This is a genomic window from Nocardia sp. NPDC057455, from assembly GCF_042802775.1.
GTDB lineage: Bacteria > Actinomycetota > Actinomycetes > Mycobacteriales > Mycobacteriaceae > Nocardia.
This window is the reverse complement of the sequence record NZ_JBHVDM010000004.1, coordinates 49,154-65,794: the sequence shown is the minus strand read 5'-3', so window position 1 is coordinate 65,794 and position 16,641 is coordinate 49,154. Positions and strand designations below refer to the sequence as shown.

Genomic DNA, 16,641 nt, shown 5'->3' with positions numbered 1-16,641 from the left:
AGCCGGTCAAACGCCGAAGACGCGCGCCGTGGCCAGCGTGGTGAGCCGGTTGTCGTTGCCGCTGTCGCGCAGCTCGACCCGGCCCAAAGCCTCGTGGACCCGCACTTCGGCCACCACCGGGCCCACCCGGGCGCCGAGCAGATAACGCAGGCCCAGGAAACTCGAGCTGTCGCCAGGGAGAAGCGAGAGCACGGCCTCCTCGGCGGCCAAGGCGATCAGGCCGCCGCAATAGCATTCTCGCCGATAAGAATATGAATCTCGAAGATGGCCGGCTCTCGGTCTCCCGGCGGTATCGCCGGTGTTGCTCGCCAGTCCGGGTTTGGGCTTCCCGGGCGGCAGCGACCTGCCGAAGCAGAGGGAAATGGCCGGTCGGGCAATGTCCAACGTGCGTCGGAGGTGACCGCGTGCCGATCTACGGGCCGCCGACCGCCTCCAATGCTTCTCGTGCCGCCGGATGGGAGAACTCGGACACGAGTCTCATCGTGCGCCCGGCCTCGACGGCGTCGAATCCCGCTCCCGGTCAGCGACCCGGCTATGCGCTCGATGACCGGGGGTATCGCTCGCGGTCCGCGCTCACAGCTGTGGCATGACCTCTTCGGCGAATAGTTCCATCGTCTCGGCGGCCTGTTTCGCACCGGCCATGAACACGAAGGACGAAATGCCTTGTTGTGCTCGTTCGCCCAGGCGGTCCACCAGCATGGCGGGCGTCCCGACGTAGCCGTGTTCGACACCGAACGCCTCGGCGCCGAAACGGCGGCGGATGCGTGTCTGCAACGCGGGCAGATCGCGCTCGTGTGGGGCCACCGCGAGGATCGCCTGATGCGATCTGCGGATCCGGGCCGGATCGCGGCCGATACGTGCGCATTCCGCTTCCAGCGCAGCGGTGAGCGTGGGCCAGTCGCGCAATCCGTAGGTAGGCACATTCCACACATCGGCGTAGCGTGCGACCAGCGGCATCGTGTATTTCGGTCCCGCGCCTCCGACGTGGATCGGGGGACGCGGCTGCTGGATCGGTCGCGGCAGGTTGGGCATGTCGGTCACTTGGTAGTGGCGACCCCGAAACGACGTGCGCTCCGAGGCGAACATCCGGGAGATGATCTCGAGCGCTTCACCCAGCCGCTCCGACCGCTCCGCGGCCGACCCCCACGGCATCCCCGCTTGCCGGTGTTCCTCTCGGATCGAGCCGCTGCCGAGGCCGAATTCCAACCGCCCCCCGGAGATCACATCGAGTGTGGTGGCCATGCGTCCCAGCAGCACGGGATGCCGAAAGTTGTTGCACAGGACCAAAGTCCCGACGCGCAACGTCGTCGTATCGGCCAGTAGCGCGGTGGCGGTCGTCCATGCCTCGAGCGCCGGGTGGTCGGGGAGTCCGGGGGCATAGAGATGATCGAACAGCCATAGGGTGTCGAAGCCGGTGTGCTCGGCCGTTCGAGCGAGGCCCGACAACGTTCCGTAGTCCGGGACTATCTGGGGGACGTAGATTCCGAACTTCAAGCCGGGAGTCCCGGCCCTTCGGCGCGGCGGCACCGGATCAGGGGGCGGCGAGTTCGTCACGCGACCACTTTCCCGAGATGTGACCTTGCTCCAGATCCGGGCGCTACCGGACATGCATATCCGGTTATATCAGTAATCCGGGCTTCCGTCCCGCCGAGGGTGCCGATGCCTCCGATGGTCGGAATCGGCCTCGGCGACAGTCGGGGCCACCGCGTCGACGAGCGCGCGACGATGCCGTCCGGCACCGGCGGGCGGTAGTCGAGCGAGCTTCGAACAACTCGGCCGTACGAGGCATCGGCACTATCGTCTGATCGCTTCCGGCCGCGCCGGTCACCGTGGCCGTGGTCGAGTGTCCGGAAGCAGCGGGCGCACCGCCGTGGCTTCGGGGCCGCGCTTGCGCATGGTGGCGGTGAAGAGGACGGGCTGGCCGGCGTACAACGACTTGTATCCGGTCGTCTCGATACTGGTGTACTCGACGAAGACCTGCGTGGGATCGTCGGCGGGCTGAAGGAATCCGAAACCCTTCTCGATGTTGAACCAGACCACCGTGCCGCGGCGCCAGAAATCCGCCGCGGTCCGGTGGTCGGGGCGTCCGGTCACGAAAGGATGGCCCGGGTCACGCGGCGTCGGGCAACGGATCGGCGTGCATGATCCGCTGCCACCAGGCGTCCAGTGGGCTGGGATCGGGCCAGACGACCGCGGCTTCGGGGGAACCTCCGCTTTTGGACTCGGCCGTTGCGAGCAGCGGGTCGTGCCGTTCGGTCAATGTCATGATCGGGTGCTCCATCAGGTGTTCCGTTCGCAGGGATAGCCTTTGTGCGGTAACGCCTCTCGCGTTCCGGTCCGGGTGCGGGCCCGGGAATCCGGGCCCGCTTTCTCCGCGGCTGCCTCAGGCGTCGATCGCCTTGTGCCCGTTGCCGCGACCGATCTCGATCTTGCGCGGCTTGGCCTTCTCCGCGACCGGAATAGTCAGTCGCAGTACGCCGTCGGTGTAGTCGGCGCGAATCTTGTCGGTGTCGAGGTTCTCGCCCAGGAACAGTTGACGGCTGAACACGCCGCGGGCGCGTTCAGCGGCGATCATCTCACGCCCCGAGTCGAGTTCGGGACGGCGGGCGCGCACCGTCACCACATTGCGCTCGATGTCCAGGTCCAGGGATTCGGGGTCGATACCGGGCAGGTCGAACTCGACGACGAACTCCTCGCCGGCGCGCCAGGCATCCATCGGCATCACCGCGGGATGCGCCTTCGTGCCGAACACCTGCTGCGTCAGACGGTCCAGATCGCGGAACGGATCGGTGCGCATCAGCATGGTCGCCACCTCCACTCACTCCATTCTCCGTAGTAGGGGCCAGGTAACCTCTGTTATCTGGCATAGATTTTTTATAGCATCGAGAGAAGTTGAGTGCAAGGCGCTAAACTAGGAAATCTGTTGAACAACCAGAAGTGAGGATGGATGACGCAGGAGAGGGGCGACTCGGGGCATCTGCCGGAGCCCGGCCGAGCGGTGTACGGCATCTCGGTCGCCGCCGGCCTGGCCGGGATCGGCGTGCAGACGCTCAGGCTCTACGAGCGTCACGGGTTGCTGACTCCCGAGCGCAGCGACGGCGGCACCCGCCGCTACAGCGGCAATGATCTCGCCCGGTTGCGGCGGATCACCGACTTGGTCGCCACGGGGGTGAACCTGGCGGGGATTCGCCGGATTCTCGACCTCGAGGACGCGAATGCCGACCTGCACGCGGACAACGACCGGCTGCAGGCCGACAACGTCCGCCTGCGAGACGCGCAGGACGACTGGCCCGGCCGGGCGTAGCCGGAAGCTATTCCGAGAAGTGTGTGCGCAGATCGACCACCGTGCCGGAATCGCCGGTGGTGACGGTGACGTCCGGAATGAGCGCGCGAATCAGCGGCATGCCGCGCCCGCGCAGCGGATCCGCCTGCGGGTCGGGTTGTTTCCATCGGCCGCTGTCGGCGATGGTCACCCGAAGTTCGTCGCCCTCGATCGACGCGCGCAAGCAGACCGCGCCGCCGTCACCGTGATGGCCGTGTTCGACGGCGTTGGTACACGCCTCACCGACGGCCAGCAGCACGTCGTAGGCCGGCGCGGCCGCCATCCCGCACTGGGTGAGCCAATCCTGGAGGGCATGCCGGACAGTCGCCAATTGCATCGCCTCGGCAGGAAAGTCCAGCTCCAAGGGCGGTACGGCGTTGGGTAGCGGGACCCGCTCGCCCGCGCTCACGAGCGCGCACCAGCCGCCGGGATCGGAGTGCGTCTGTCGCGGTCCGGTCGTGCCGTCGTCGTGCCGTGCCAAGGGCGTCGATGCGCCGTCACCTCGTTACCTCCCTGTCGGGGATCGGTGCGCTGTACCGTCACGTCGAGCACCTGGACCGTCATCGGGCTCGGCGGCCGTGTTCGCCGTGCGTGTGCCATGCTCCACGAAGCTATACCCCGCTGATCATTCCCCATTCATCGCGGGGTTCGTTCCGAAGAACCGCCGGGGCCCGAGCATTGCGCGAGATTCGTAAAACGCTGTGCCACAGCCCGGCAGGGGCGCGGTGGTATCGCGGGCGAACGCTGTTACAGGTTTTGCCGCGGCAGCCGCACGACTTGGACGAAGAAGTCGTCGATCTGCTTGATGGCGGCCACGAACTGATCGAGGTCGACCGGTTTGGTGACGTACGCGTTCGCGTGCAGCCGGTAGCTGCGCAGTATGTCCTCTTCGGCCGCGGAGGTCGTCAGCACGACCACCGGGATGTGGGCCAGATCGGGATCGGCTTTGATCTTCTCCAGCACTTGCCTGCCGTCGTACTTGGGCAGGTTCAGGTCGAGCAGGATCAGATCGGGCCGCGGCGCGCCCCCGTGCCTGCCCTGGCGGTAGAGGAACTCGAGCGCCTCCTCGCCGTCTCTGGCGACATGCAGGGTGTTGCCGATCTTGTTGTCCTCGAAGGCTTCTCGCGTCATCAGCTCGTCGCCGGGATCATCCTCCACCAGCAGGATGTCGATGGGCTGGCTGGGCGTGGTCATGCGGTTGCTCCTTCACGGGCGGCGAGGTCGGCGGTGCGGGCGGCGCTGTCGGATTCGGCGGTGCTCAGGGTAAAGCAGAAGCGCGCGCCCGCGGTGTAGTCGGTGTCGATCCAGATCCGGCCACCGTGATACTCCACGATCTTCTTACAGACGGCCAGCCCGATGCCGGTTCCGCTGTACTCCTCACGACTGTGCAGCCGCTGGAAGATGACGAACACCTTCTCGGCGAATTCGGGCGCGATCCCGATGCCGTTGTCGGAGACCGACAGCAGCCAGTCACTGCCGTTCTCACCCGGCTCGCAAGTGATCTCGAGCTCCGGTGCGCGCTCGGGTTCACGGAACTTGATGGCGTTGGCGATCAGGTTCTGCCACAGCATCGTCAGCAAGGTCGGATCGCCGACGATCTCGGGCAGCTCGTCCGGACGACGGATGCGGGTGGCGGTGTCGTCGATCGCGGTGGACAGGTTGGTCAGCGCCTTGTCCAAGGACTGGCCGAGGGCGGTGGGTTCGGTGCGGTCGGTGATCCGGCCCACACGAGAGAAGGTGAGCAGGTCGTTGATGAGCACCTGCATCCGCTTGGCGCCGTCGACGGCGAAGTCGATGTACTGCTTGCCGCGCTCGTCGAGCTTGTCGCCGTAGCGCTTCTCCAGCAACTGGCAGAACGACGCCACCTTGCGCAGCGGCTCCTGCAGATCGTGTGAGGCGACGTAGGCGAACTGCTCCAACTCGGCGTTGGACCGGCGCAGTTCCATGGCCTGCAGGTCGAGATCGGTTTTCTGCTCGGCCAGCGCGGCTTCCTGGGCACGCGAGGAGTCCAGCTCGGCGACAATCCGGCGGCGCATGCTCTCTACCGCGTGCGCGACGGTCGCCAGGTCGGCCGGGCCGTGCACGTCGATGTGATGATCGAAGTCGCCGCCCGCCACCCGAAGCGACGCGTCCGTCAAGGAGCCGAGGGGACGGGCGATCAAGCGCCGGATCAACACGGTCAGCAGCACACCGGTCAGCAGGAACGCGACGACCATCCCGGCCAGCACGGCGTCGCGCACCGTGCGGGTGTGCGCGAGCTCGTCTTCGTCGTGCGCGATGGTCGCCGCGAGACTGTTGCTCTGGACGTCGAAGCGCGTCCGGAGTTCATCGAACAGTGGTTTACCGCGGCTGGGGGTCGACGGTTCGATGCCGCGCGTCGTCCCGGAGGCCAACGCGGCTACCAGCGGCTCGGCGTACTCGGTGCGCCACCGCCGCGCGGACTGCTCCACGGCGTCGAGTTCGTCGAGTTGTGGCTGCCGGCCGGCCAGCAGCTCCCGCAGGCGGGTGACCGACTGCTCCTCGTCTCGGATGCCGTCCCGATAGGGCTGCAGAAACTGCGGGTCGGCGGTGATGCCGTAGCCACGTAGTCCGGTCTCCTGGTCTACCAGGGCACTCTGCAACCGGTAGGCCTCGGCCGCCGCGGGCAACGACTTGTCCAGCAGCCGATCGGTCACCCGGTTGGTCTGTGCGATCACCTGGGCGCCCGCCACGGTGCCGATGATCACCACCAGCACCATCGCGGCCAGCACCAGCTGGAACCAGGCCTGGGCGGTCAGCCGCGTGCTCAGGGGCGGCCGCCCGGTCGTCGTCGTCATCGGTTCTGGTCCTGTCCTCGCCTCTCGTCGTTCCATCCCAGATACAGGATGGCGACATCGTCGTCCAAACCGCCGCTGGCCCCCGCCAGTGCCTCGACGCGGCCGATCAGCTCGTCGACGAACCAATCGGGATCCGCGGCCAGGACGGCGCGGGCGACGTCCATCAGCCCTTGCTCGCCGAGACGTTCCTGGTCGGTCCCGATCCGTCCCTCGAACAATCCGTCGGTGAACACCATCAGCCCGGAGCCCAGCGGCAGGTTCAGATCGTGCACGGGCCACTCCGCGCGACCGGGCAGGAAGCCGAGGGCAGGCCCACCGGGCACCTCGATCCAGGTCAATCCGGAGGCCGAGCGCAGCAGCATCCCCGGGTGCCCGGCCCGCAGCACCTGAGCGCGGCGCTCGCCAGGATGCAGGATGAGGCTGGTCACCGTCGCGAAGGTCTGCCTGCCGGTGCGTTCGGCCAGCAGGACCTGTTCGAGCAGCCGCAGCTGCCGCGCACCGGTCACCCCGCTCAGCACCAGGGTGCGCCAGGCCAGGCGCAGCGCCACACCGGTCGCCGCCTCGTCCGGACCGTGTCCGGACACGTCGCCGATGACGGCGTGCACCGTACCGTCGGAGTCTTGCACCACGTCGTAGAAATCGCCCCCGAGCAGCGCGTGGGCCCGGCCGGGACGGTAGCGCGCCACCACGTCGACGACCCGCTTGCCGCGCAGTAGCGGAGTGGGCAGCAGGCCGCGTTCCAGCCGCGCGTTCTCCTGCGCGCGCATGTTGATCGCCTGCAACGCCGCGCTGGTGCGCTCGGCCTGCTTGCGCTGGATCGCGTAGCGCACGGCACGCCCGAACAGTTCGGGTTCGACCCGGCCTTTGACCAGGTAGTCCTGGGCTCCCGCCGCCACCGCCGCCAACCCGGTCTGCTCCTGATCCAGCCCGGTCATCACCACGATCGCGACTTGGTCGGTGTGCTGGCGGATTCGTTCCAACGCCTCGAGCCCTTGGGCGTCGGGCAGATGCAGGTCAAGCAGCACACAGTCGGGCGCGGCGGTGGCCAGATGTTCGGCGGCCTCCGCCAGTGACCGGACCCAGTGCAGCTGCAGCCCGGGGGCGCCGTCCACGACCAGCTCCTCCACCAGGAGCGCATCCGCCGGATCGTCCTCGATCAATAGCACCGAAGGTTGCTGCCACGGCCAAGCCGTGTCCACGATCACCTCGGGATCGTCGTCTGTCCCGTCACGCCGCACGGACACCACCGGTCGAGGGTCCGATTGCGGCAGAACGAATGACAGCACGATTGCCGTCGTCGGCGAACACCGACAACCCGGCCTCCGATCACCATGGGGCGGCACCAGCGCACGCCGACTGTCTCAGCGGCCGTTTGCTGGACCGAGAGGCAGTCAAGATCGTATCCGATCCGAGATTCGACCGAGACATGACAGCGTCGACCCGCGTGCAGGCGGAGGCCACCGAAACGATGGCGCGGGGAATCAGACCGCGGTGCCCGTGAGCCGCGCGATGTCGCGCTCGTCCTCCCGGACCGCACCGGTGTGGCGCGGCGAGCGGAGCTCCGCCAAGCTGCGGGCGACGACCGTGGCATGAACCGCGATGACGGCAAGGGAGGCCGAGCCGATCACAGCAAGAAGCACAACCACGACAGATACCGGTCCTTTCGGGTGCGAGCGGGCCGGTTGCCCACTCGATCGGGTGCCGAGTTCACGTTCGCCGATCTCGGCGGGCGCGCGCTCCGCCTCCAACGTGCCCCGGCTGCTCCGGACCAAACCCGCCATTCCGGCAGCGCGAACGGGACATCCGATCACGCGAGGACGACCTCGGCCGTCGCGCGACCGAAGATCTTGCGTCCGTCGTGTTCGGCGGTGATCGCGATGGTGGCGGTACGGGTGTCCGCGTCCAGGTGTTTCACCCGGCCGGAGAACTCGATCCGGCCGCCGGTCACGCCGACATGGACGGGATTGGTCAGGCGCACGTTGTAGGAGCGCAGCGCGCGGGGGTCGCCCAGCCACGAGGTGAGCAAGTCCACACTGAGCCCGATGGTGTACATACCCTGCGCGACCACGGTGTCCAGCCCCATCAGCGCGGCGGCCTCGGTGCTCCAATGGATGGGGTTCGGATCTCCCGCGACTCCGGCGTAGTTGACCAGATCGCCCCGGGTGACCGTGAGCGCGCGCGGGGGCAACTCCGCGCCGAGGGTGACGGTGCCGAAGGGCCGTACATGTGGGCCGGCCGGTGCGGGCGGTGTCTCGCGTACGGGCTCGCCGCCGTCCCCGATATAGCGCGGTTGCGATGCCCGGCGCTGTTTGCGTGCTTCGGGGCGGGCGCCGTGCATCACGACCGCGCCGAACCACGTCGGGAGAGCCTCGTCGGCCCGCCCGACCAAACTGGTCCGGGACGTGAGAACCGGCAGGCCGTCCTGATCGAGGATGGTCTGGCGCAGGCCGATGAGGTCGCCGCCGAACGCGTGCCGGAACGAGTCCAGGCACATCTCGAAGGCGATCCGGTCGCCGGCCTGCAGCGGCCGGTGGAATTCGATCATCTGATCGGTCTGGATGGTCCGGCTCAGGTCGTAGCCGGGCAGGATCGTGTCGAACGCCTCGGCGTAGGCGAGATATCCCGGCACCGCGCCGAAGGTCGGGGGAGCGAGCAGGCTGTCGTAACCGAGGTCGGCCGCCGCCTCCTCCGACCGATGCGCGGGGTGATGGTTGCGCACCGCGCGGGCGTACTCACGGATCTTCTCGCGCCCGACCTCGTAATGATCGCTGCTGCGATACCGGCGCCCGACCATCGAGGCGGGAAGCGCGGCATCGGTCACGTCGTTCGCGCCGGATGTGGCAGGGAGTCTGGACATCGCGGGGGAATCTACCCAACGAGAGGCGGAATTCCGGTCAGCCCGCATCGCACGCCGTTTCGCGGCCGGCGAGGTCCGCGAACCAGGCCGCGTCCCGCCGCGCGAGTTCCATTTCGCTTCCCATCGAAACAATAAGTCTCGGACGGAATTCGGCATGCGACAGCCGACGCGGCGTAGCCGCCCATCGGCCACCGCACCACAGAGCCCGGCGCCGATCGTCGGCGACGGGTGCGTGGTCGATCCGGCGCCCCGGTCGGCAGTAGTTTGAGCAGCCGACCCAGGGGAAGTCGATCGACAGGACCGGCAGGATGGGGTCGGCATTCGGCCCCGTTGTGGTCGCGCTCCTCGGCAGGCAGGCAGGTCGGTTCGATACCGATCGGGGAGTTGTCGGCCGAGTTGCCGCGCGGGCCACTTCGCAGCCGGGGACGGCGATCTCGTGCCGCCCGTCCCGACGGTCCGGTCGCCGGCCTTCCGCCCGCGGCTCGTAGGAGAGGAGAGAGATGCCTGATCCGAACCACACCACCGACGACGCCGGGATTCCGGTTCCCAGCGACGAGCACTCGCTGACCGTCGGGCCGGATGGACCGATCCTGCTGCAGGACTGGTATCTGATCGAGAAGATGGCGGCGTTCAACCGGGAACGCGTGCCCGAACGGCAGCCACACGCGAAGGGCGGCGGCGCGTTCGGCGTCTTCGAGGTCACGCACGACGTGAGCGCCTACACCATGGCCGACGTCTTCCAGCCGGGGAAGAAGACGGAGATGCTGGCCCGCTTCTCCACCGTCGCCGGAGAGCGCGGCAGCCCCGACACCTGGCGGGATCCGCGCGGGTTCGCTCTGAAGTTCTATACCGAGCAGGGCAACTTCGATATGGTCGCCAACAACACGCCGATTTTCTTCGTGCGCGATCCGATGAAATTTCAAGATTTCATCCGCTCCCAGAAGCGCCGCGCCGACAACAATCTGCGCGACCACGATATGCAATGGGACTTCTGGACGCTGTCACCCGAATCCGCACACCAGGTGACCTGGCTGATGGGCGATCGCGGCATCCCGCGCACATGGCGGCACATGAACGGTTACTCCAGCCACACCTATATGTGGGTGAACGCCGCGGGCGAGCGGTTCTGGGTCAAGTACCACTTCAAGACCGATCAAGGCATCGAGTTCTTCACCCAGGACGAAGGCGATCAGATGGCGGCGATGGATACCGACTATCACACACGCGACCTGTGGGAATCGATCGACGGCGGCGACTTCCCGAGCTGGACGCTGAAGATGCAGATCATGCCGTTCGACGAGGCGAGGAACTACCGGTTCAACCCCTTCGATCTCACCAAGGTGTGGCCGCACGGCGACTATCCGCTGATCGACGTCGGCAAGATGACCCTCGACCGCAATCCGGCGGACTACCACACCGAGATCGAACAGGCGGCATTCGAGCCGAGCAATTCGGTGCCCGGCACCGGGCCGAGCCCGGACAAGATGCTGATGGCCCGCTGGTTCTCCTACCCTGACGCGCACCGGTACCGCATCGGCGCCAACTACAAAGAGGTGCCGGTCAATACCCCGCACGCCACCACTGTCCGGTCGTACAGCAAGGACGGCGCGCTGCGCCACCACAACCCCGGCGACCCGGTCTACGTGCCGAATTCGAAGGGCGGCCCGCATGCCGATCCCGCGGCCGCGGGTCCGCCGGCGACCTGGCACACCGACGGCGAACTCGTGCGCTCGGCCTACACCCTGCACCGGGACGACGACGATTGGGGTCAGGCCGGAACCTTGGTCCGTGACGTGCTCGACGACGCGGCGCGCCAGCGGTTGGTCGACAACATCGTCGGACACCTGCTGAATGGTGTCACCGCGCCGGTGCTGGAACGGGCTTTCGAGTACTGGCGCAATGTCGACAAGCAGCTCGGCGACCGGGTCGAGGCCGGGGTGCGCGCGAAGCAGGACGAACGTGACCCCAAGGCGGCCCGGCAAGCCAATCCGGCTCGCTCGTCGGCGCAGGTCAAAGCTTGACGGACGCTACGGCGGCCGGTTTCGGGACCGGCCGCTTCGGCCTGCCTTCGTTATTCCTTCGTTATATGGTTCGCGAGTGTCCCTGACGGGCTCTTCGACCGGATACGGAAGCATTACTTCCGGATCCAGTGGACCGCAAGCACCGTGGTGTTTCGAATCAATTCGAGGCTCGGTGACGTCCCCGTGGCACCGGATGGGTCGTACCGGGCGGGCCGACAGAGATCGGAGGACCGCAGCATGGCGTTCGAGGCCGATGTTCGACGTCCGCCACGACGCTCGTGGCAGATCATGACCGCCGGGGCGGCTGCCGCCGCCGCGATACTCGCCGCCGCTCCCGCCGCCGCGCAGCCATCGCTCCGCAGTGCGCCCGAGGTCGGGGTGGAAGTCCCCATTCCCGGTGGATTTCCGGGTTTTCCCGAGATTCTCCGCTTCGCCCCACCGGCGCCCCCGGTTCCGCAGATGCCGCTCGGTCGAGCGGTTCCGCACCGCGCTTCGGCCGTTCCCACGATGCACGCACTCATGTCGAGTCGCTGACGTTCTCGGCACCCCGCGCCGCTGCCGCCGCGGAATCTCTCGCCTCGGCGGCCGGATCCCGAGTTGCCTCGTCTCTGGGGAAAGCGCGCAGGACGAGCCCGATCCCGCAGCCGACCACGATGGCGAAGCCCGCCCATGCCGAACCCGAGACGACGGTCACGGGGCCCCGGTCGCCGAGATGGTGTGGGGAGACCATCGTCCAGTCGAAAGATTCGGTACGAATGGGCGCCACGGTAGACGGTCGCCACAGGATCGCGATCGCCAGAATGCTGCCCGCCGTTCGCGGCTGGATGTAGGCACAGCAGTATCCCGCGACGACGGCGAGCGCGGCCGTGGCGAGGTTGCGCATGCCGCCGGCCGGGGCGACGGCGGCGAGGAGCGCGACAGCCGCCAGCAATCCGGCGCCGACCAGCGGGTTCGATAACCGGATCCCGCCGAGATAGCCGAGCAGGATCAGACCCAGCAGCAGCGGCACGCTCCATGCCGGGCGCGGCCCGTTGCCCACCGCGCTGCCGGTGGCACTGAGCGCGACCGCGAGAAAGATCGTGATCCCGTCCCGGCGTGGCAGCAGCCACGCGGCGACGGTTGTGGCCAGCAAGGTACACACCGCCGTCACGATGAGCCCGACGCTGCCGTCGTCGTGGCGCAAACGCCACTCTGTGACGGCCAATTCGGTCATCACCAGCACGATCGCGGCGACCACGGGGCTGAGCGGCAATTCCGGGTAGATGGGTTCCGGCGTCAACCGCTGTCGGCTGACCAACTGGCACGCCAGGATGAGCGCGGCCACGGCCGCGAGCAACCAGAGCGGCTGCGTTCCGAACACCGACCACACGCGCGGTTCGGACGCCGCCCGGTGTGGGTTGCCCAGAAGTCCCGAGGCCTGCGAGAGCGTGATGACCACGAAGCACCCGGCGCCGCCCACGACGAACCCCATCCCGGGTACGCGGCGGCCGAGCACCGCCACGCCCGTCGCGCCGAGCAGGATTCCGCTGCTGATCGCGTCGAGGTATGCGGTGGTGGTCAGGATATCGGGCGAGGAAGTGTGCGCTTCGACGGTGTGCGTGATGAACAGCAACAGCGTCGCCGCCAGCGCGATCCACCACGCGGTACGCGGCCGGGCCAAGCTGACCGCGACCACCGCGGTGACCGCGGCCACCAGCACTCCGATCGCCGCCTCACGCGGCACGCTGAGGACCAGCCGGTTGACCTGATAGGGCGTGCAATGGCAGGTCCGCCCGAAGCTGAGCGGCACGACCAGCAGCAGCCCGGCCACCGCGGTAGCCAGGAACGCGGTGACGCCTTCGAGCACCTCACTCCGTCGCACCACTCCACGGGCGTACCCAGCGAAGACGAACCGAACATCACTTCATCGCCGCGGCGCGCAGCATCAAACTGGGCGCGACCAGAGATTAGCTGATTGGATGCTGTTGCTGGATCGGTGCGGTGATTTGGTCGATCAAATCCCGCTTTTTGGCGGTTTAGCGCGGCAGAATGTGGCGATGCGGACATTTGCCCGATCGTTGCATGCTGTTGGTGCCGGGGTGCTGGTCGTGGTAGCCGGTCTGGGCATGGCGGCCGCCCCCGCCGCGAGCGACGCCCATGTTCAGTTGCCCTGGTCGACGTCTGATCTGGATGTGGTGCAGGCGTCGGGCGCAGCGCTGGCGGACGGAATCAGCGGCACGGTGCTGTGGTCGCGACAGCCGAACGTCCCGGTCCCGATAGCCAGCATCGCGAAGGTGATGACGGCACTGGTCGTGATCGACGCCGGCGACCTCGACCGAACCATTACCGTGCCGCAAGAAATCATCGCCTACTGCACCACGTACGACGGAAGCGACGCGGGCTTGATCCCCGGTGAGGTGCTCACCGCGCGACAACTCCTATACGCGATGATGCTGCCATCCGGCTGCGATGCCGCCTATACCCTTGCCGAGGCCTACGGGCCCGGCCAAGACGGCTTCATCGCCAGAATGAACGACACGGCGCGTCGAATGGGCCTGGCGGGAACGCATTTCACCGACCCCAGCGGGCTGCCCGCCCCCACCGACCACTCCACCTACTCCACACCGGCGGACCTGGTGGCCCTCGGCCTGCGCGCGATGAGCATGCCGGTGTTCCGGGACATCGCCGGGTCCCAGAGCTATCACCTGCCCGCCGGTCCTGGCAACCGCGCCCACTCCTGGCAGACCACGAACCGGATGCTGCACGACTATCCCGGCACCATCGGCATCAAAACCGGTTGGACCGACGCTGCGGGAACCTGCCTGCTGTTCGAGACGGTCCGGGCAGGAATACCGCTGATCGGTGTGGTCCTGCACAGCTCGCCCGACAGCGACGTCGCCGCAAGAGACGACGCCGAGCATATGTTGAACTGGGCCTACGATCCGATCCTGAGCGCGCTGCCGATCAGGTAGCGCCGAAGGCGGCGAGCCGGCCCGCGATAGACCGTCGCTCGCATACCGCCTCCTCTCTTCAGGTCCTGACGTCCTCCCCGCACTCGAGCGGGCGAGACGGAACGATCAGTGCTCGCCCGATGCTCCCGATGTGATCGCATGAGTTGGGGTCTCGGCGGTGCACGCGCTCGACACCGAATCCGGAGCCATCGCTGGGCGCTTCGACGCGCGTCGAAGCCGGTTTCTGCGTCAGGGGGTGAGCTTGCCGGGGTTGGCCCAGCGGGCGAGTAGGACGGTGGCGTCGTCTTGCAGGGTTCCGTGCTGATGGGTGAGGACGGCGTTGATCAGTCGGCGTGCGGTCTCGGGTGGTGGGTAGCCTGCTGCGGCTTCGCGGCGCAAAAAGTCGGTGAGGCGTTCTTCGCCGAAGAACGCACCTTCGGAGTCGCGGGCCTCGGTGATGCCGTCGGTGTAGAGGATGAGCCAGTCCTCTGGTTGCAGTACTTCCTCGGCGATGGTGAGCTCACCGTCGCCGAGCCCCAGCGGCAGTCGATGCCCGCCGGTGAGAGGTTTGACGATTCTGCCGCCGCGCATGATCATCGGTTGAGGGTGGCCGGCGTTGATGTAGCGCAACCGGCCGGTGGACATGTGCAGTTCGGCAAGGACCGCGGTGGCGAACTTCCCTCGTCCGAATCGGTCGGCGATGGTCTGGTCGATGACGCGAGCTTGTTCGAAGAGTCCGTGGCCGGCGCGGCGCGCGCTGCGGTAGGCGGCCAGCGCCGTGGCCGCGATGAGGCCGCTGGACGGGTCGTGGCCGACCGCATCGAGAACGATGAGTTGTGCGCTGGTGTCGGACAGCGCGTAGTCGAAGGCGTCGCCGTTGAGGTCGTAACGAGGTTCCATAACGCCGCTGATAACGAAGTTGTCCACGACGGCGGTCAATGGAGGCAGCATCGACCAGATCAATTCCGCATTGGGCGTGCGAGGCACAGTCAACCGGACTCGGTCCAAAGCGTCACCGAATCCGGTCATCGCTGTGACCAGGTGACCTAGCAGCCGTGACACCCATCGGCATTGCACCCGAAGTCCCGGGTCGTACAGGTCCTCAGGGTCACCGACTTGGATGTCGAGGACGCCGAGGCGTTCGCTTCCATCGAGTAGCGGCACCCACAACCGGGGGCGGTCGGCTACGTGTGAAGGGAGCGTCTGCACGAGCCGGAATGCGCGGCCGGGCAGGGTCGTGTCGACATCGAAACCCTCCTCCGGATTTGCGTGCTCCCACACACGGGACGGCGCCCGGACGGGATGCAGATAACTCTCGTCGTAGTCGACAAGGTACATGGAGATACGCACGCCGAGGGCGTCACCGGCGGCTGCCGCGATGGCAGGTAGCCGTTCGGGCGCCGCATTGTGGGCGCCGTCGAGAAGGGTCACCAGCCCCGCCAAAGCAACGCTGCCGGCTTCGGTGTCCCGGATGGTGCGGCTGTAGGTGGCGCGTCTGGACCAGGCGCGTTCGTCGAGGTGTTCGTTGACGGCATGGGCGAGAATGTCGCGGTCGAGTGTGGGAAGTTCGCCGAGCCCGTGCACATAGGCGTCGATCTCGAGGCAGCCGACGTCTCCACCCATGGTGAAGTAGCTCATCCACAGTTCTTCGAGGTCCAACTCGGCCCCCTTCAGGGCGAGGACCAGGCTGCGCTGCTGTTCGCGGGCGCGGTCTCTGCCCCGACCGGTGCTTCGGTCGGCGGCGGACTCGTCGTTCATGGCGACCACCATGTCTGGGAGACGGTGTCAGCTGTCGGCACAGCGGTTGCCGATCAGCGCCGACGACGGACGGTGGACATGGCCAGGCGTTCGGCGACGCGCCGCACGGTGCTGCGTTGCCGGCGTGCGGTGTGCGCGAGGATCAGGAACGCGGCCTGCTCGTCGACCCCGTCGCGGGCCATGATGATGCCCTTGGCCAGCGTGGTTACCTCACGGCCATGCAAACTGTTCGCGATCTGCCCGGTGACCCGCTCCGCGTCCTCGGCGGCTCGCATACCGGCCAGCAGCATCGCCGCCTGGGACGAGAACATCGTGAGCAGATGCTCCTCCCGCTCGGTGTAGGCGCCCGGTTGCACGGCGTAGACCTTGATCGCGCCGAGCGCCCGCGTGCCCGCGACCAGAGGCACACTCAAGGACGAGGCCAACCCCAACTCCGCCGCCGGCCGCGACCACGTCGGCCAACGCTCGTCGGACGCCAGATCGTCGACGCGCACCACCACTCGATCCGCCCACGCGGTCAGGCAGGGTCCCGCGCCCAGCCGGTACTGGAGATTGTCGGCCCGCTCGACCACCGCGTCGGTAGCCGCCGTGGTGGTGCGTCGGCCTTCGCTGTTCAACAAGCTGATCCCGGCACCCACGGTATGGGGAACCATCTCCACCGACAAGGAGGTAACCAACTCCAGCGCCGTGCGCACCGTCTCGGCAGACAAGAACAGACCCGACATACGCGCGAACGCGGCAACGATCCGATCCGCGGCCACATCCGGGTCCACCACGTCCTCGACGGCCGACACATCAGCAGACGAGGGGACATCAGAAGACATTCATCGACACCTCCTACCTCCGCATCAGCCCCTGCGCGCCGCACCGCTTCGACATCGCCGGGTCACGCGACGATGACCTCGTACGGCAAACCGCTGTCGCCGTTTCGAGTCGC

General features: G+C 67.4%; 17 protein-coding genes. 3 read left to right on the top strand and 14 right to left on the bottom strand.

The features are described 5' to 3' along the window. Nucleotides 1-6 precede the first annotated feature (6 nt). The 5 genes from ACFU5M_RS02855 to ACFU5M_RS02835 form a co-directional block, all read right to left on the bottom strand. Nucleotides 7-192, bottom strand: a complete 186-nt coding sequence (locus ACFU5M_RS02855) for a hypothetical protein (protein ID WP_379042643.1) — start codon at nt 190-192, stop codon at nt 7-9. A 381-nt stretch (nt 193-573) separates the two neighbouring features. Next, the gene (locus ACFU5M_RS02850; protein ID WP_379042640.1) at nt 574-1,494 is read right to left on the bottom strand and encodes an LLM class flavin-dependent oxidoreductase; all 921 of its coding nucleotides are present in this window, start codon (nt 1,492-1,494) and stop codon (nt 574-576) included. 330 nt (nt 1,495-1,824) lie between these two features. Beyond that, a complete protein-coding gene (locus tag ACFU5M_RS02845) occupies nt 1,825-2,094 on the bottom strand; it encodes a cold-shock protein (RefSeq protein ID WP_063052859.1) in 270 nt (89 codons plus the stop codon). Nucleotides 2,095-2,110: 16 nt separating this feature from the next. Next, complete coding sequence (locus ACFU5M_RS02840; RefSeq protein ID WP_379042636.1) at nt 2,111-2,266, bottom strand: hypothetical protein; 156 nt, start codon at nt 2,264-2,266, stop codon at nt 2,111-2,113. A gap of 117 nt (nt 2,267-2,383) precedes the next feature. Beyond that, complete coding sequence (locus ACFU5M_RS02835) at nt 2,384-2,803, bottom strand: Hsp20/alpha crystallin family protein (protein WP_040872081.1); 420 nt, start codon at nt 2,801-2,803, stop codon at nt 2,384-2,386. 144 nt (nt 2,804-2,947) lie between these two features. Between ACFU5M_RS02835 and ACFU5M_RS02830 the strand changes: the two genes are divergently transcribed. Continuing rightward, entirely contained in the window at nt 2,948-3,304 is a 357-nt protein-coding gene (locus ACFU5M_RS02830; protein WP_379042633.1) for a MerR family transcriptional regulator, read from the top strand. A gap of 7 nt (nt 3,305-3,311) precedes the next feature. Here ACFU5M_RS02830 and ACFU5M_RS02825 read toward each other — a convergent pair whose 3' ends face one another. The 6 genes from ACFU5M_RS02825 to ACFU5M_RS02800 form a co-directional block, all read right to left on the bottom strand. Then, nucleotides 3,312-3,803, bottom strand: coding sequence for an ATP-binding protein (locus tag ACFU5M_RS02825; RefSeq protein WP_379042630.1), 492 nt, complete (start codon nt 3,801-3,803; stop codon nt 3,312-3,314). Between the two features lie 266 nt (nt 3,804-4,069). Further along, nucleotides 4,070-4,516 (bottom strand): response regulator, encoded by a 447-nt coding sequence (locus tag ACFU5M_RS02820; protein ID WP_379042627.1) that lies wholly within the window; start codon nt 4,514-4,516, stop codon nt 4,070-4,072. Further along, nucleotides 4,513-6,138, bottom strand: a complete 1,626-nt coding sequence (locus tag ACFU5M_RS02815; RefSeq protein WP_379042624.1) for a CHASE3 domain-containing protein — start codon at nt 6,136-6,138, stop codon at nt 4,513-4,515. Before ACFU5M_RS02815 ends, ACFU5M_RS02820 begins: the two co-directional genes overlap by 4 nt. Then, complete coding sequence (locus ACFU5M_RS02810) at nt 6,135-7,376, bottom strand: PP2C family protein-serine/threonine phosphatase (protein ID WP_379042862.1); 1,242 nt, start codon at nt 7,374-7,376, stop codon at nt 6,135-6,137. Before ACFU5M_RS02810 ends, ACFU5M_RS02815 begins: the two co-directional genes overlap by 4 nt. Nucleotides 7,377-7,619: 243 nt before the next feature. After that, nucleotides 7,620-7,784 carry a hypothetical protein gene (locus ACFU5M_RS02805; protein WP_379042621.1) on the bottom strand — a complete coding sequence of 55 codons (165 nt, stop codon included), beginning with the start codon at nt 7,782-7,784 and terminating at the stop codon, nt 7,620-7,622. 161 nt (nt 7,785-7,945) lie between these two features. After that, nucleotides 7,946-8,995 carry a fused (3R)-hydroxyacyl-ACP dehydratase subunits HadA/HadB gene (locus ACFU5M_RS02800; RefSeq protein WP_379042618.1) on the bottom strand — a complete coding sequence of 350 codons (1,050 nt, stop codon included), beginning with the start codon at nt 8,993-8,995 and terminating at the stop codon, nt 7,946-7,948. 500 nt (nt 8,996-9,495) lie between these two features. Here ACFU5M_RS02800 and ACFU5M_RS02795 point away from each other — a divergent pair, with 500 nt between their 5' ends. Next, nucleotides 9,496-11,016 (top strand): catalase, encoded by a 1,521-nt coding sequence (locus ACFU5M_RS02795; protein WP_379042615.1) that lies wholly within the window; start codon nt 9,496-9,498, stop codon nt 11,014-11,016. A 517-nt stretch (nt 11,017-11,533) separates the two neighbouring features. Here the strand turns inward: ACFU5M_RS02795 and ACFU5M_RS02790 are convergent. Then, nucleotides 11,534-12,880, bottom strand: a complete 1,347-nt coding sequence (locus tag ACFU5M_RS02790) for a hypothetical protein (RefSeq protein ID WP_379042613.1) — start codon at nt 12,878-12,880, stop codon at nt 11,534-11,536. A gap of 94 nt (nt 12,881-12,974) precedes the next feature. Between ACFU5M_RS02790 and ACFU5M_RS02785 the strand changes: the two genes are divergently transcribed. Then, complete coding sequence (locus ACFU5M_RS02785) at nt 12,975-13,967, top strand: D-alanyl-D-alanine carboxypeptidase family protein (RefSeq protein ID WP_379042610.1); 993 nt, start codon at nt 12,975-12,977, stop codon at nt 13,965-13,967. A 228-nt stretch (nt 13,968-14,195) separates the two neighbouring features. Here the strand turns inward: ACFU5M_RS02785 and ACFU5M_RS02780 are convergent, their stop codons facing one another. Both ACFU5M_RS02780 and ACFU5M_RS02775 read right to left on the bottom strand, forming a co-directional pair. Then, complete coding sequence (locus ACFU5M_RS02780) at nt 14,196-15,704, bottom strand: PP2C family protein-serine/threonine phosphatase (protein WP_379042608.1); 1,509 nt, start codon at nt 15,702-15,704, stop codon at nt 14,196-14,198. Nucleotides 15,705-15,757: 53 nt separating this feature from the next. Then, a complete protein-coding gene (locus tag ACFU5M_RS02775) occupies nt 15,758-16,528 on the bottom strand; it encodes a GAF and ANTAR domain-containing protein (protein ID WP_379042605.1) in 771 nt (256 codons plus the stop codon). Nucleotides 16,529-16,641 lie beyond the last annotated feature (113 nt).